Genomic DNA, 14,799 nt, shown 5'->3' on the forward strand with positions numbered 1-14,799 from the left:
GCTCGCTCCAGGACTGCGATCAGTGGGCGGCCGCGAAGGCCGAGGTGATCTGCGTGGCGGCGTAACCGGAGGCCTTGGCCACGTCCGCCTTTCCGGTGACGATCTGCTGGAGCATCGTCGGGATGACGGCCTGCGCGTCGATCTGCGCCCACGCCTGGTCCAGCGGGACGAACCTGGTGCCGGCCGCGATGGTGTCGGTGAACGGCTTCAGGAAGGCGTCCTTCGCCGCGACCTTGTCGTTGACGGACTTGAGGGTCGGCAGGTTGCCCATCGCGTCGTACATCTGCTCCTGGTACGCGGGACTCGCCAGCAGTTCGGCGAACTCGACCGCGAGGGTGCGGTGCTTGGCCGCCTTCATCACGCCGAGGTTGTTGCCGCCGCCGAACGCCGGGGCGATCGACCCGGACTTCCCACCGGGCAGCGGGACGACCCCGTACCTGCCGTTGACCGGGCCCGCATCGACCTTGCTGCGGCTGGAGTTGGGCAGGATCGCCATCGCGGACTTGCCTGCGGCGAAGAGGTCGACCGTCTTGCCGCCGGTGAGGTCGGCGCACTGCTGGGCCGGGCAGCCGTCGGCGCCGAAGAGGTCCGTGTAGCGCTTGATGCCGGTCTGCGCGGCGGGCGAGTCGATCGCGGCCTTGAACGCGGAGCCGTCCTTGGCGGCGATGTCGCCACCGGCGTCCCAGACGAACGGCAGCGCGGCGAAGGTGTACTTGCCGCCGACCGCGATGCCGAAGGTGTCCGGGTGCGCGGCGTGGATCCTCTGGTTCGCGGCGACCAGCTCGTCGTAGGACTTCGGTGCGGTCAGCCCGGCCTCGGTGAACAGGTCGGTGCGGTAGTACAGCGCCCGCACACCGACCCACCAGGGCAGGCCGTAGGTCTTGCCGTCCAGCACCGCGGTCCTGGCGATCGCCGGGTCGAGGTCGCCCTTGTCCTTCCAGGCGTCGAGGGCGGCGCCGATCTCGGCGAGGCCGCCGGCGGCGACGTAGCCGGGGAGGTCGGTGTTGCCGAACTCGACGAGGTCCGGGGCGCTGTTCGGGTCGTTGAACGCACCCTTCATCTTGGCGGCGCGGGCCGACGCGTCGGTGTCGATGTAGCTGATGTCGACGGTGGCCCCCTGGTGGGAGGCCTGGAACTCGGTGACCGCCTTGCTGATCACCGCTTCCTTCGCCGCGTTGCCGGCCTCGTTGTACAGCCAGACCTGCAGCGTGCCAGTCCTGTCGTCACCGGCCTTGTCCCCGGCCGGCAGCGCGGTGCCGGGCGAACAGGCGGCCGCCGCGAGGCAGGTGGCGGCGAGGGCGCTGGCCGCAGCGGTTCGTCCGATGAGTCGCATGGGTGGAGACCTCCCCTCCCGACAGCTGCCGCCGGGACGTACACCGCTGGGGACGGGCACGTCGAAGCAGGCCCTGACCGGGGCCGATGGTGGGTGCGTGAACGCGTTGATGTGGGGGTACGGCAGGGCGACCGCTCGGGTGGGCCGCGTCGCCTGCTCGATGCCAGGGACGTTAGGCGGGGTCGATCGCGAGCAACAAGAGGCCGTTCGCGAAGTTTTGCAGTGCACAACGGCGTATCGAAGAATCGGTGAACGCGGCGCGAAGGGGTACGGTCTGACCACCGTCGCAGCCCGGCGGTGGAACGAGAGGGGAACGGACCGATGACGGAGACGGGAACCGGGTCGCAGGCCCGGCCACAGGCCGGATCGGAGCCCGGATCAGAGGCCGGATCAGAAGCCGGTCCGGCCGGTTCGCGGGCCCGGCCGACCGGTCCGGAGAACGGCGCCGGGGACACACCGAAGGACGGCGCGACGCCGTCGGAGACCGCGCCGGCCACAGCAGCCGCGACCGCCGCGAAGAAGGCGGGCTCCGACCGCAACCAGTCGTCCTCGCTGCGCCGCGCGCTGGCCGTCCTCGGCCACGTCCGTGACCACGGCAACGGGCGCGGCGTACCGCTCGCCCAGCTGTCCGAGGCACTCGGCCTCAACAAGAGCACCGTGCTGCGACTGACCGGCCCGCTGCTCGACGAGCATCTGCTCGACCGCGACCGGGAGACCGGCTGGTTCCGCCTCGGCCACGGCTCACTCCGCCTCGGCCAGGCCTACCTGTCCACGCTGGACCTGCGCAGCGTCGCCGCCGAGCACCTGCGGCGCCTGCAGCGCGAGGCCGGCGAGACCGTCCACCTGACCGTCTGGCAGGCCCCCGGCATCGTCTACCTCGACAAGGTCGAGGACGAGACCAATGTCCGGATGGCCTCCCGGGTCGGCAGCCGGGCGCCCGCGTACTGCACGGCGACCGGAAAGGCGATCCTCGCCTGGCTGCCCGACGAGGCCGTCACCGAGGTGGTCGCCGCCGGACTGCGCCCGGTCACCGCCTGGACCATCTCCGACGAGACGCACCTGCGGGCCGACCTCGCCCGGATCCGGGCCCGCGGCTACTCGATCGACGACCGGGAGAACGAGCCGGAGGTCCGCTGCGTCGCCGCCCCGATCTTCGACCACACCGGCGAGGTTTCCGCCGCCCTCTCGGTCTCCGGTCTCACCTCCCGGATGACCGCCGCCCGGGTCCGCTCGCTCGGCCCGGTGGTCGCCCAGGTCGGCCTGCGGATCTCCCGCGAGCTCGGCTCCGACCGCCAGCCCGGCTGACGCGGCGGTCCGGAAGAGTCCGGCTCCACCGGAGAACGAATGAGGCCCGGTGCCTGGAAAAGGCACCGGACCTCATTCGCATTGGAGCGCCAGGCCCGGGTCGAACGGACTCTCCCTACTGAAAGTAGGACGTGCTCCGGTAGCACCACTGACGCCTGACGAGGAATCATCTCCCTCGCGACAGGAGAAAGACTAGCAGGTCAGGAGCCCTGCTCTGAACCGGCCCCGCCCCCGTCCGCCGCCCCGGAGAACCGGGAGAACGGGAGAACGGGAGAACGGGGAGAGCCCGCCGTCCCGGACGATCCGGCGGGCCCGGGAAACAGAAGAGGCCCGGTGCCTGGTAAAGGCACCGGACCTCGTCCGCATTGGAGCGCCAGGCCCGGGTCGAACGGACTCTCCCTACTGAAAGTAGGACGTGCTCCGGTAGCACCACTGACGCCTGACGAGAGATCATCTCCCTCGCGACAGGAAGTACAGTACCAGCTCGGAAACCTCTGTCCGAACCCGAGGAGAACCCCGGATGACCGGCCCGCACCCCGCCCCGCCCGAGGTGGTCGAGTACACCCCCGGCCACCTGATGGACGTCCACCGCCCGGTGGGCGCCGACGGGCCGGCGCCCGTCGTACTGCTCTGGCACGGACGGGGCTCCGACGAACGCGACGTGCTGCGGCCGCTCGCGCGGGAGGCGGCAGGGCTGGGGCTGCTGGTGCTCGTCCCCGACTGGCGGTCGGACCAGGAGGACGGTGGCCGCGCACGTCTGCTGGCGTCCTTCGAGTACGCCCGCCGGGAGGCGCCCGCGTTCGGGGGTGATCCGGCCCGGTTCGTGCTGGCCGGCTGGTCGCTGGGCGGGCGGGAGGCCGTAGCGCTGGCCACCCATCCGGACACCCCCGAGGACGTCCGCCCGACGGCGACCGTCGGGATCGCCTCCAGCTACAGCCGGCCCGCCGTGACCACGGGCGACACCCCGCTGACGCACCTCGCCGAGCGGCCCTCCCCCGTCCCGGTCTGGCTGGTGCACGGCACCGTCGACGACCTGGTACCGGCGTTGACGACCCGGGAGCTGCACACCGCTCTGGTGGAGCACGGCTCACCGGTACGCCTCCTGGAGTCGGAGACCGACCACGCCGGTGTGGTGCTGACCGAGTACGACCCGGCCGTCGAGCGCTGCCGCCCCGCCCGGGCCGAGCACGCGGTGCGCGCCGGCCGGGCGACGGCACGGGTGCTGGCCGAGGCGGCCGAGGCGTGCCCGGGCGATCGCGTCACCACGCCGGCGGCCCGGCCGTCGCCCGCTCCGTAGCGGGCCACCCGGACCGGGCGGCGCCGGCTGCCGCCTCCTCAGGCCGCCCGGCGCCGGCGGGTGCGGGCGCGCGGGGTCGACAGAACGGGGCGCGGGAGGCTGCCGGGGAGGGAGAGCAGCAGGGCGGCGACGGCGAGGAGCAGGAACCGGGCGGCCTCGGTACCGGGGCCGGACCAGCCGAGGACGCCGTGGCGGTGCTCGACGAAACCGTTGTGGAAGAGCCAGCCGGACAGGGCGATCAGTGGAGCGGCCGCCGGCCGGGAGTACCGGCCGAGGGCGGCGCAGACGGTGGCGTAGGCGGCCAGGGCGAGCCAGGTGGGGCGCAGTTCGCCGAGGACGGCGAGGACGGGGAGCAGCGCGCCGCAGGCGAGCAGGGCGACCGCTCCGGACATGGCCGGCGACAGTCGGTCCGGGCGGTGCGGCGTCATCCGGTCACCTCCCGACGGTGAGCGGCCGCACGCGGACGTGGTGGTGGCGTTCGAGCGCTTCGAGTTCGCGCTGGAGCGGCGGCCTGGGCACCGCCAGGACGGGGCAGGCGGCGTGCCGGATGCAGTACCCCGTCACGGAGGGGCGCAGGGCGCGGGCGAGGGCGCCACGGCCGCCGGCCCCGAGGACGAGCAGGTCGTCGGCGCGGTCGGCGCAGCGGACCAGTGCCTGGCCGGTCTCGCCGCGGACGGCCTGGCAGCGCAGCCGGACACCGGCCGGGCCGCCGCCGAAGGCGTCGTCCAGGGCTTGCCGCAACCGGGCGGCGGCCGCGTCCCGGCAGGCGGTGAGCAGGGGCGGACAGGGGGAGCGACGGTAGCCGAACTCGCCGCCGGCGGGCGTCCAGCAGAGCACCGCGAGGAGGTCGGCGTCGGTGCGGCGGGCCTCGGCGACGGCCCGGTGCAGGGCGGCGAGGCTGCCGAGTGAGCCGCTGACCCCCACCACGACCCGGCCCCGGCCGGCCGGTCCGCCGAGCGGGTCGGCCGTGAGTCCGCCGCCCGGTTGGTCCGTCGGTTCCTCCGCGTGGATACCGGCGCCGTTGTCCGCCATGGCCCTGCCCGTCCTTCCGGCTCGTGCTGATGCACTGTCGGATTCAGCAAAGCCGGGCGGCGGCGGGACGGGGGCATGCGTTGACGGGGCTCTGACGTGCGGGGGGCGGATCCGTACGCCGTCCTGACGGTGGCCCCGGCGTCCCGGTGGCCGGCTCTGGGAGGACGCGGTCGTGGCGGCCGGGGTCGCGTGACCGGGGAGGGCGCCGGGGTCAGGTGGCCGGGGTCAGGTGGCCGGGGTCAGGTGGCCGGGTCAGGTGGCCGGGGTCAGGCGCTGGGGCGGCCCGCCGCCCAGAGGTCGGCGAACATCTTGTCCAGGTACTCCTCGCCGACCGGCGGGACCGGCAGCGGGTGGGTGGCCCGCGTTCGGAAGCCGTCGAGCAGCAGGGCCAGGTACCGGCGCCAGAGGTCGGCGCGCAGCTCAGTGGTGGCGGGCAGGGCCCGGCAGAGCGGGCCGAGCATGAAGAGCAGGTCCATGGCGACGACGTCGGGGCGCATGGTGCCCTGCTCCTGCGCCCGGGCGACCAGCGCGCCGACCGTTGCCGCGTTCTGCCGGCTGATCCCGGTCATCGCGGGGGTCGTGGGGATGGCCTGGGTGACCAGGTCGTTGATGCCCCGGTCGGCGGCGACCAGTTCGAAGATCCGCTCGAAGTAGCGTTCGATCGCGCCCCAGGCGTCCTCCGCGGCCAGCGCCTCCTCCCCCGCGTCCGCGATCAGCGCGGCGGCGTCGGCGAAGACCTCGCCGATCAGCGCCTCACGGGTCGGGAAGTGCCGGTACAGCGTCGCGTTGCCGACCCCGGCCTCCTTGGCGATCTGGTCCAGCGGGACGTCCAGGCCCTGCCGGGAGAACATGTCGCGGGCGGCGGACAGCAGCAGGTCGCGGTTGCGCTGCGCGTCGCGCCGCAGCCGGCCGGGGGTGCTCGCACTGCTCGATGCCATGGGAGGACCCTAGCAACCGGGGGTGCCCCGGCCGGCCCGGTTCGGACGGCTCCGTCACCCGCCCCGCCGGGGCCCCGGGGGGCTCGTCCTCCTGGCGAAGGACGCCGTGGCCCGGGCCGCGCCGGCCGCCGCCGACCCGCGACCGGCCCCCGGGCGCGGAGGGCGCCCGGGGGCCGGTCGCCGGTCAGCGCGCACGCGGCCTGCGCAGCCAGACCGCCCAGGTCAGCGCCGAGCAGCACAGGTAGGCCGCGAGGAAGCCCAGGTACGCCGCGTCACCGTTGTGGGTGGCGAGGAAGGACTGCCGGAACGCCAGGTTGACCAGCACCCCGCCGAACGCCCCCACCGCTCCGGCGAGTCCGATCAGCGCGGCCGCCCGGCGGCGCGAGTCGGCCTCGGCCGTCAGCGGTTCGGCCCCCGCCGCGACCTCCGCCCGGGCCCGGGCCTGGTAGTGCGCCGGGATCATCTTGTACGTCGAGCCGTTGCCGAGGCCGCTCAGCACGAAGAGCGCGATGAACCCGGCCAGGAAGAGCGGCAGCGAGCCGGCCCGGGAGGCGGCCAGCACGACGGCCGTACCGGCGCCCATGGCCACGAAGGTGGCCAGGGTGACCCGCGCGCCGCCCCAGCGGTCGGCCAGCCGACCGCCCACCGGCCGCAGCAGCGAACCCAGCAGTGGCCCGAGGAAGGTCAGCGCGGCCGCCTTGACCGGGGTGTCGAAGCGGTCGTGGAACTGCACCTGGAGCACCTGTCCGAAGGCGAAGCCGAAGCCGATGAACGACCCGAAGGTGCCGATGTACAGGGTGGAGACCGCCCAGCCGTACGGGTCACGGGCGACCTCGCGCAGCGCCCGGCCCTCGCCGCGCGGCGGGGCGGCCAGGTTGTCCATCCGCCACCAGGCCCCGGCCGCCGCCAGCACGATCAGCGGCAGGTAGAGCAGCGGCAGCAGCCGGGGGTGGGCCGCGCCCGCGGTCGCGAGCACCAGCAGGCCGAGCAGTTGCACCGCCGGGACGCCCAGGTTGCCGCCGCCGGCGTTGATGCCCAGCGCCCAGCCCTTGAGGCGGTGCGGGTAGAAGGCGTTGATGTTGGCCATCGAGGAGGCGAAGTTGCCGCCGCCGACGCCGGCGACGCACGCGACCGCCAGCAGCGTGCCGTAGGAGACGCCCGGGGTCAGCACCAGCGCCGCGAGCGCGGTGGGGACGAGCAGCAGCAGCGCACTGGCCACCGTCCAGTTCCGGCCGCCGAACCGCGCCACCGCGAAGGTGTACGGCAGGCGCAGCACCGCGCCGAGCGCGGTCGGCAGGGCGGTCAGGGTGAACTTGCCGGCCGTGTCGATGTGGTACTCGGGGCCGAGGAAGAGCACGAGCACCGACCAGAGGCTCCAGACCGAGAAGCCGATGTGTTCGGAGAGGACCGAGAAGATCAGGTTGCGCCGGGCGATCCGGGCGCCGGTCCGGTCCCAGAACGCGGTGTCCTCCGGATCCCATCCGGTGAGCGCGGCCGGCGCGGTTCTGCCGCCGGGGGGTCCGGTCTCGACGACGGCGCTCATGCCGTGCCCTCCTTCGCGGTGGCGCCGGCGGCGCCGGCGGTGCCGGCGGGGGTCGGCCGGGTGGCGGCGGCGCGAGCCGCGCCACGGACCGGCCAGAGCCGGAGGACGGCGGGGCTGCCGTCGGGGGCGGTCTCCTCGTCGAGGCAACGGCCGTCGGTCAGGTCGAAGACCTGCTTGTACATCGGGGACGCCAGGGTCGGCCGGTCGCCGCGGCTGCCGAGCAGGCCCCGGGAGAGCACCTGGGCGCCGCTGAACGGATCCCGGTTGTCGACGGCGTGCAGGGCGCCGGCGCGGTCCCGGAAGAGGGCCACCTGCTCACCGTCGAGCAGCACGGCCACTCCGCGCCCGGGTTGCAGGTCGTCGAGGGTGCAGACGGGTCGCCAGCGCGTGCCGTCGTGGATTTCCACGGTCACGGGGTGAGCACCTCCAGTCGGGGACCGGCCACCAGGACCGGGGCGGGAATGGTGAGGACGCGACCGTCCTCACCGGGGCGGGCGGGCCGGATCTGGCCGCGTTCGGGGACGAAGCTGATCGCCGGGTCCGGCGTGCCGGGGGCGTTGACGAAGGAGACGAACCGCCGCAGCCGTTCGGGGTCGGCCAGGGTGGCCGCCCATTCGTCCTGGTAGCCGACGATGTGACGGGACATCAGTTCGTCCAGTTCGGCGGCGATGCCGAGCGAGTCGTCGATCACCACCGCGCGCAGGTGGTCCAGGCCGCCCTCCAGGCGGTCCAGCCAGACCGAGGTGCGCTCCAGGCGGTCGGCGGTGCGGATGTAGAACATCAGATAGCGGTCGATGGTGCGGATCAGCGTCTCGCGGTCCAGATCGGCGGCCAGCAGGTCGGCATGACGGGGCGTCATTCCGCCGTTGCCGCCGACGTAGAGGTTCCAGCCGGCCGAGGTGGCGATCACGCCGAAGTCCTTGCTCTGCGCCTCGGCACACTCGCGCGCGCAGCCGGAGACCGCCGACTTGAGCTTGTGCGGGGAGCGCAGGCCCCGGTAGCGCAGTTCGAGCTCGATCGCGAGGGCGACGGAGTCCTGCACGCCGTAACGGCACCAGGTCTCGCCGACACAGGACTTCACGGTGCGCAGCGCCTTGCCGTAGGCGTGTCCGGACTCGAAGCCGGCATCCACCAACCTGGCCCAGATGCCGGGGAGTTGGTCCACGGTGGCACCGAAGAGGTCGATCCGCTGACCGCCGGTGATCTTGGTGTAGAGGCCGTAGTCGCGGGCGATCTCGCCGATCGTGATCAGGCCCTCGGGGGTGATCTCACCGCCGGGCACCCGCGGCACCACCGAATAGGAGCCGTTGCGCTGGAGGTTGGCGAGGAAGTGGTCGTTGGAATCCTGCAGCGCGGCCTGCTCGCCGTCCAGGATGTGGCCGCCGCCGAGGCTGGCCAGCACGGACGCGACGGTCGGCTTGCACACCTCACAGCCCTCGCCGCGCCCGTACCGGTCCAGGAGTTCGGAGAAGCCGGTGATGCCGGTGACCCGGACGATCTCGTACAACTCCGTCCGGGTCTGCGGGAAGTGCTCGCACAGGCCGGTCTGGGTGACCACGCCGGTGGCCGCCAGCTCCTCGGTGACGACGGTGGTGAGCTGCTTGAGGCAGCTGCCGCAGCCGGTACCGGCCCGGGTGCACTTCTTGACGGCGCCGACGCTGTCGCAGCCCTGCTCGTGGACGGCGGCGCGGACGGCACCCTGGGTGACGTTGTGGCAGGAGCAGAGCACCGCCTCGTCGGGCAACGCGATCGGTCCCGCGGTGCCCAACCCGGCGGGCAGCACCAGTTGTTCGGGCGGGACGGTCAGCGGCCGGCCGGCCGCGGCGAGCGGACGCAGCGTGCCGTAGGCGTCGGTGTCGCCGACCAGGACACCGCCCAGCAGCGCGCCGTCGGAACCGATCACCAGCTTGCGGTAGACACCGAGCCGGCTGTCGCTGTACAGCACGTCCACGGCGCCCTCCGCGGCCCCGTGCGGATCGCCGAAACTGGCCACGTCCACACCGAGCAGCTTGAGCTTGGTGGAGGTGTCGGCGCCGGCGAAGCCGTCGCCGGGGCGGCCGGCCAGTTCGCGGGCGGCGGTCTCGGCCATCTGGTACCCCGGGGCGACCAGGCCGTAGACCCGGCCGTCGGCCGCCTGGGCACACTCGCCGATGGCCAGTACGGCCGGGTCGGCGGTGCGGCAGCGCTCGTCGACCACGATGCCTCCACGGGCCCCGACCGGCAGGCCGCAGTCGCGGGCGAGCCCGTCGCGCGGGCGGATGCCGGCGGAGAACACCACCAGGTCGGCGGCGAGTTCGCGGCCGTCGGAGAGGGTCAGCGCCCTGACCCGGCCCGCGGGCCCGGTCTCGACGGCGTCGGCGGCGGCGCTGGTGTGCACGGTCACGCCGAGGTCCTCGATCTTGCGACGGAGCAGGGCGCCGCCGCCCTCGTCGACCTGGACGGCCATCAGCCGGGGCGCGAACTCGACCACGTGGGTGCTCAGTCCCGTCGCGCGCAGCGCGCCGGCGGCCTCCAGACCGAGCAGGCCGCCGCCGACCACCACGCCGGTCGTCGCCCGGTCGGCGTCGGCGCGGATCGCGTCCAGGTCCTCGATGGTCCGGTAGACGTGGCAGCCGGCTGCGTCGTGTCCGGGGACGGGCGGCACGAAGGGGGCGGAGCCGGTGGCCAGCACCAGGGCGTCGTAACGCACCTGCCGCCCGGCCCTGGTGGTGACCGTGCGGGCGGCGCGGTCGACGGCGGTGACCGGGTCGCCGAGGCGCAGGTCGATGCCGTGCTCGGCGAGGAAGCCGGGCGGGCAGAGCGCGAGGTCCTCGGGCGTCCGGCCGTCGAACAGCGAGCTGAGGTGGACGCGGTCGTAGGCGGGGCGCGGCTCCTCGGCCAGGACGGTGACCCGCCAGCGCCCGGCGCCGGGCTGCTCGGCGAAGGCCTCCAGGAAGCGCTGGCCAACCATGCCGTGGCCGACCAGGACGAGATCCCGTGGCGGGTCGGGCGGGTGCGACGTCATCGCGGTACTCCTCGGGTCGTTCGGGGGTGCGAGTGCAGTGCGGGTACGAGTGCGGGTTGCCGCGGGGCGCGGTGCAGCGGGGCGCGGTGCAGCGGCGGAAGGCGCTCGGGTCAGCCGGTGCGGCGGGGTTCGGTGGGCGGGACGGCGCGTGCCGTCGTCCTGGCCACGAATCTGACCGGTGGTCGTTTCGCCACCGGGTCCCCCGTGTTGCACGCGCGGTACGCCTCGCTCACGCCGCTCCGGGTGCGGGGTGCGCAGTAGGACATCAGCCGTAACCGGTGGGCCGGTTTCGCTTACGTCCGGGTGACGGGCGGGCAACCTCGCCGTAACGCGGAGAACGCACCCTTTCGCCCATGGCAACCTCCCCCACCCCCACCGGCCCGCGTCCCGGCGCGCCGCCCGGCCCACTGACCGGCTTCACGATCGGGGTGACCGCGGCCCGCCGCCGGGAGGAACTCGTCGCCCTGCTCAGCCGACGCGGCGCCCAGGTGGTCGAGGCCCCCGTGCTGCGGATCACGCCGCTGCCCGACGACCTGGCCCTGCGCCGGGCCACCGAGCGCTGCCTGGCCGCCCCGCTGGACTACGTGGTCGCCACCACCGGCGTCGGCTGGCGCGGCTGGATGAGCGCCGCCGAGGGGTGGGGGCGGGGCGCCGCCCTGGCCGACGCCTGCCGGGACGCCGTGGTGCTCAGCCGCGGCCCCAAGGCGACCGGCGCCGTCCGGGCGAGCGGCCTCGACGAGGGCTTCTCGCCCGACTCCGAGGCCACCGACGAGCTCCTCACCTGGCTGCTCGCGCGCCCGCTGACCGGCCGTCGGATCGCCGTCCAGGAGCACGGCGTCCGGCTGGACGCCTTCGCGGCGGCGCTGCGCGAGCGCGGCGCCGAGGTGATCTCCGTCCCGGTCTACCGCTGGGAGGCGCCGGACGACCCGGCCCCGGTGCGGCGGCTGGTCGAGCTGACCGTCCGGCGCCAGATCCACGCGCTCACCTTCACCAGCGCCCCGGCGGTCACCGCCTTCGTGGAGACGGCGACCGCCGAAGGCCTGCGGGAGCCGCTGCTGGACGCCCTGCGCGGCGACGTGCTGCCGGTCTGCGTCGGCGCGCTCTGCGCCCGGCCGTTCGCCGAGCTCGACCTGCCCGTGCTGTTCCCCGAACGCGGCCGGCTGGGCTCCTTGGTCCGCTTCCTCGGGGAGACGCTGCCCGGCCGGGACCGACGCGAACTCTCCCTCGCCGGACGGCTGGTGACCCTCCAGGGCAACGCCGTCCTGGTCGACGGCGAGAGCCACTGGCTGAGCCCGCGCGGCGCCGCCGTCCTGCGGGCGCTCGCCGAGCAGCCCGGCCGGGTGCTCAGCCGGGCCGAACTGCTGCGCACCGTCTGGATGGACGCGGTGGCGGACGAGCACGCGGTCGAGGCGGCGATCGGCCGGCTGCGGGCCGCGCTCGGGCCGCACGGCGGGCTGATCCGCACGGTCCCCAAGCGCGGCTACCGCCTGGCGGCCGGCTGATGGCCCGAGAGGCCCCGAGGGGCGCGGTGGCACTGCCGAGCGGCGCGGGCCCGCGACACCGGTGGACGGCCGCCGGCCGGCCGCGCGGGCCCGCCACGTGGCCGGCGCCCGACGGCAGCCGCCCGGTGCTGCTGGCCGTCGCGCACGGCAGCCGGAACCCGGCCGGGACGGCGGCGACCAGGGCGCTGCTGGCACGCGTCCGCGCGCTGCGGCCCGAACTCGACGTCCGCTGCTGCTTCCTGGACCTCGCCGCGCCGGCCCTCCCGGCGGCACTGGACACCTTGTCCGCGGGCGAGCCGGCCGTTCTCGTGCCGCTGCTGCTCGGCACCGGCTACCACCTGCGGGTGGACATCCCCGGCGTGCTCGCCACCGCCGGGCTGCCGCAGGTCCGGCTCGCCCCCGCCCTGGGCCCGAGCCGGCTGCTGGCCGCCGCCCTGGCGGACCGGCTCGCCGAGAGCGGCCGACCGGCCGGCGCGGGCCCGGTGGTCCTCGCCGCGGCCGGCTCCTCCGACCCGGCGGCCGTGGCGGACACCGTTCGCACGGCCCGACTGCTGCGCCGCCGGCTCGGCGACGGGCAGCCGGTCGTCCCCGCGTACCTCTCGGCGGCCCGGCCGACCCCGTACGAGGCGGTCGAGGCCCTGCACGCGGCCGGCCACCGCCGGGTCGCCGTCGCCACGTACCTGCTCGGCCCCGGGTTCTTCGCCGACCGGGCGGCCGGCACCGGCGCCCACTGGACCGGCGCCCCGCTCGGCGCGCACCACGCGGTGGCCCGTCTGGTCACCGAGCGCTACGACCTGGCCCGCGCCACCGCCGCCGGCCACCCGGACTACCCGGACCACCCGGCGCCGCGCCGGCGGGAGGAGGCCGCCGCGCGCTGAAGCAGCCGGTAGCGGGCCCGCTCAGGCCGGTCGCAGGCCCCGGGCCGGTCCCCGACGGGGACGACGTGCAGGCCGGTGCCCTCCCGGTGGCGCTCGGCGCGCCCGTACGGACCGACCGCGGTCTCCGGCCGCTCACCCGGCTCCACGGGCCCGACGTGGGCGAGGACGCCGGGGTGGTCCCCCGCAGCCCCGGAGCTGTCGACCCGGTCACACCCGCACGTCGGTCCGGGACGCGAGAGCGGCCGCTGCGTAGGGTGGATCTTGTCGATGTGGGCGGGTCGGGCGACGGGGGCGGGTCTTGAGTACCGGAAGTGCGCTGACGGCACGTCAACTCATCGGCCTGCTGGCGGATCCGGGCACCTTCCGGAGCTGGGACGAGCCGCTCGGGCCGCAGCCGGCCGACGCCGGCTACCGGGCCGCGCTGGCCCGGGCGCGCGAGCGCACCGGGGTGGACGAGGCGGTGGTCACCGGGGTCGGGCTGCTCGCCGGGCGTGCGGTGGCGCTGATCGCGTCCGAGTTCGGCTTCCTCGGCGGGTCGATCGGGGTGGCCACGGCCGAGCGGATCACCCGGGCCGTGGAACGGGCGACGGCCGAGCACCTGCCGCTGGTCGCCCTGCCCGTCTCGGGCGGGACACGGATGCAGGAGGGGTCGGCGGCCTTCCTCTGCATGCTGCGCATCACCTCCGCCGTCCAGGCGCACCGCGCGGCCGGCCTCCCGTACCTCACCTATCTGCGCAACCCCACCATGGGCGGGGTGTTCGCCTCCTGGGGGACGCTGGGGCAGCTGGTGTTCGCCGAGCCGCGGGCCCGGCTCGGGTTCCTCGGGCCGCGGGTGTACCAGGAGTTGCGGGGCGTGGAGCTGCCCGCGGACGTGCAGCTCGCCGAGACCCTAGCCGGGCGCGGCCTGGTGGACGCCGTGGTGGCGCCGGAGGAGCTGCGGGAGGTACTGCGGCGGTCGCTGGCCGTGCTGGCCCCGGCCGAATCGGACGCGACACCGGCAGAGGACGTCGCCGAGCCCGGGGCCGAGTCCGGGGCCCGGACCAGCGCCGGGCCGGGCTCCGCGCCCGCCGAACGGCCGGACGCCTGGGACTCGGTGCAGCGCACCCGCCGCCCCGACCGCCCGGGAGCACGCGAGCTGCTGCGCCGGACCGCCGAGGAGCTGGTGCTGCTCGACGCGCCCGGCGGCCGGGACGGCGCACTGGTTCGGGCCCTCGCGGTGCTGCACGGGCAGCCCGCCCTGGTCGTCGGGCAGCAGCGGCAAGGGCCCGACCACGAGCGGCCGTTCACCGCCGCCGACCTGCGTGCCGTACGCCGCAGCGCCCGGCTGGCCGAGCAACTCGGCCTGCCACTGGTCACCGTCGTCGACACGGCCGGCGCCGAGCTGTCCGCGGCGGCCGAACTCGACGGCATCGCCGTCGAGATCGCGCACTGCCTCACCACCCTGCTCGCCCTGCGCACGCCGGTGCTGGCGGTGCTGCTCGGTCAGGGCTCGGGCGGCGGCGCACTCGCCCTGCTGCCCGCCGACCGGGTGCTCGCCGCCGGCCACGCCTGGCTGGCGCCGCTGCCGCCCGAGGGCGCCTCCGCGATCGTCCACCGGGACGGCGCGCACGCCCCTGAACTCGCCCGCTCGCAGGGCATCGGGGCCGCCGACCTGGCGGCGGTCGGCCTGGTCGACACCGTGGTGCCGGAGCTGCCGGACGCGGCCGACGAGCCGGCCGCGTTCTGCGACCGGCTCGGGCGGGCGGTCGGCGCGGCACTCGGCGCACTCGCCGGGGTGCCGGAGGCCGAACGGCTCACCGCCCGCGCCCGGCGCCACCGCCGCCTCGGGGACGCGCTCGCCGCTCCAGGGGCCGGTCCGCGCGCCACCGGCGCCTAGTGTCCTGCGCCGGAGATCCGTCGGCAGAAGCGGGCGAGGGAGTCGAGGATCTCATCGGCGGTCTTGGTCCAGGTGAACGGCTTGGGGTCCT

Annotated in this window: 12 protein-coding genes; 5 read left to right on the forward strand and 7 right to left on the reverse strand. The window is 75.2% G+C overall.

What is annotated here, in order from left to right; translation table 11 throughout:
- Positions 1 to 19 precede the first annotated feature (19 nt).
- Positions 20 to 1,333 (reverse strand): extracellular solute-binding protein, encoded by a 1,314-nt coding sequence (locus AB0J08_RS02710; RefSeq protein ID WP_360625723.1) that lies wholly within the window; start codon positions 1,331 to 1,333, stop codon positions 20 to 22.
- 321 nt (positions 1,334 to 1,654) lie between these two features.
- Between AB0J08_RS02710 and AB0J08_RS02715 the strand changes: the two genes are divergently transcribed.
- Positions 1,655 to 2,638 carry an IclR family transcriptional regulator gene (locus AB0J08_RS02715; protein ID WP_360625726.1) on the forward strand — a complete coding sequence of 328 codons (984 nt, stop codon included), beginning with the start codon at positions 1,655 to 1,657 and terminating at the stop codon, positions 2,636 to 2,638.
- A 520-nt stretch (positions 2,639 to 3,158) separates the two neighbouring features.
- Positions 3,159 to 3,935: an alpha/beta hydrolase gene (locus tag AB0J08_RS02720; RefSeq protein ID WP_360625729.1), complete on the forward strand. Its 777-nt coding sequence runs from the start codon at positions 3,159 to 3,161 to the stop codon at positions 3,933 to 3,935.
- A gap of 38 nt (positions 3,936 to 3,973) precedes the next feature.
- Here AB0J08_RS02720 and AB0J08_RS02725 read toward each other — a convergent pair whose 3' ends face one another.
- The 6 genes from AB0J08_RS02725 to nirB form a co-directional block, all read right to left on the reverse strand.
- Positions 3,974 to 4,363 carry a hypothetical protein gene (locus AB0J08_RS02725; RefSeq protein WP_360625732.1) on the reverse strand — a complete coding sequence of 130 codons (390 nt, stop codon included), beginning with the start codon at positions 4,361 to 4,363 and terminating at the stop codon, positions 3,974 to 3,976.
- A gap of 4 nt (positions 4,364 to 4,367) precedes the next feature.
- Positions 4,368 to 4,967 (reverse strand): universal stress protein, encoded by a 600-nt coding sequence (locus tag AB0J08_RS02730; protein ID WP_360625735.1) that lies wholly within the window; start codon positions 4,965 to 4,967, stop codon positions 4,368 to 4,370.
- 266 nt (positions 4,968 to 5,233) lie between these two features.
- Positions 5,234 to 5,905 (reverse strand): helix-turn-helix domain-containing protein, encoded by a 672-nt coding sequence (locus AB0J08_RS02735; protein WP_360625738.1) that lies wholly within the window; start codon positions 5,903 to 5,905, stop codon positions 5,234 to 5,236.
- A gap of 184 nt (positions 5,906 to 6,089) precedes the next feature.
- Positions 6,090 to 7,448, reverse strand: coding sequence for a nitrate/nitrite transporter (locus AB0J08_RS02740; RefSeq protein WP_360625741.1), 1,359 nt, complete (start codon positions 7,446 to 7,448; stop codon positions 6,090 to 6,092).
- Positions 7,445 to 7,861 carry a nitrite reductase small subunit NirD gene (nirD, locus tag AB0J08_RS02745; protein ID WP_360625744.1) on the reverse strand — a complete coding sequence of 139 codons (417 nt, stop codon included), beginning with the start codon at positions 7,859 to 7,861 and terminating at the stop codon, positions 7,445 to 7,447. The genes AB0J08_RS02740 and nirD overlap by 4 nt, the downstream gene beginning before the upstream one ends.
- A complete protein-coding gene (gene nirB / locus AB0J08_RS02750; protein WP_360625747.1) occupies positions 7,858 to 10,452 on the reverse strand; it encodes a nitrite reductase large subunit NirB in 2,595 nt (864 codons plus the stop codon). The genes nirD and nirB overlap by 4 nt, the downstream gene beginning before the upstream one ends.
- A 353-nt stretch (positions 10,453 to 10,805) precedes the next feature.
- Between nirB and AB0J08_RS02755 the strand changes: the two genes are divergently transcribed.
- From AB0J08_RS02755 to AB0J08_RS02765, 3 genes are all read left to right on the forward strand, one after another.
- On the forward strand, positions 10,806 to 11,954 hold the full coding sequence (locus AB0J08_RS02755; RefSeq protein WP_360625750.1) for a uroporphyrinogen-III synthase: 1,149 nt from the start codon (positions 10,806 to 10,808) through the stop codon (positions 11,952 to 11,954).
- 26 nt (positions 11,955 to 11,980) lie between these two features.
- Positions 11,981 to 12,832, forward strand: a complete 852-nt coding sequence (locus tag AB0J08_RS02760; protein WP_360625753.1) for a CbiX/SirB N-terminal domain-containing protein — start codon at positions 11,981 to 11,983, stop codon at positions 12,830 to 12,832.
- Positions 12,833 to 13,130: 298 nt separating this feature from the next.
- Positions 13,131 to 14,708 carry a carboxyl transferase domain-containing protein gene (locus tag AB0J08_RS02765; protein ID WP_360625756.1) on the forward strand — a complete coding sequence of 526 codons (1,578 nt, stop codon included), beginning with the start codon at positions 13,131 to 13,133 and terminating at the stop codon, positions 14,706 to 14,708.
- The last annotated feature ends 91 nt before the right edge of the window (positions 14,709 to 14,799 follow it).

Source organism: Kitasatospora sp. NPDC050463 (genome assembly GCF_040655255.1).
In the GTDB taxonomy this organism is placed as follows: Bacteria; Actinomycetota; Actinomycetes; order Streptomycetales; family Streptomycetaceae; genus Kitasatospora.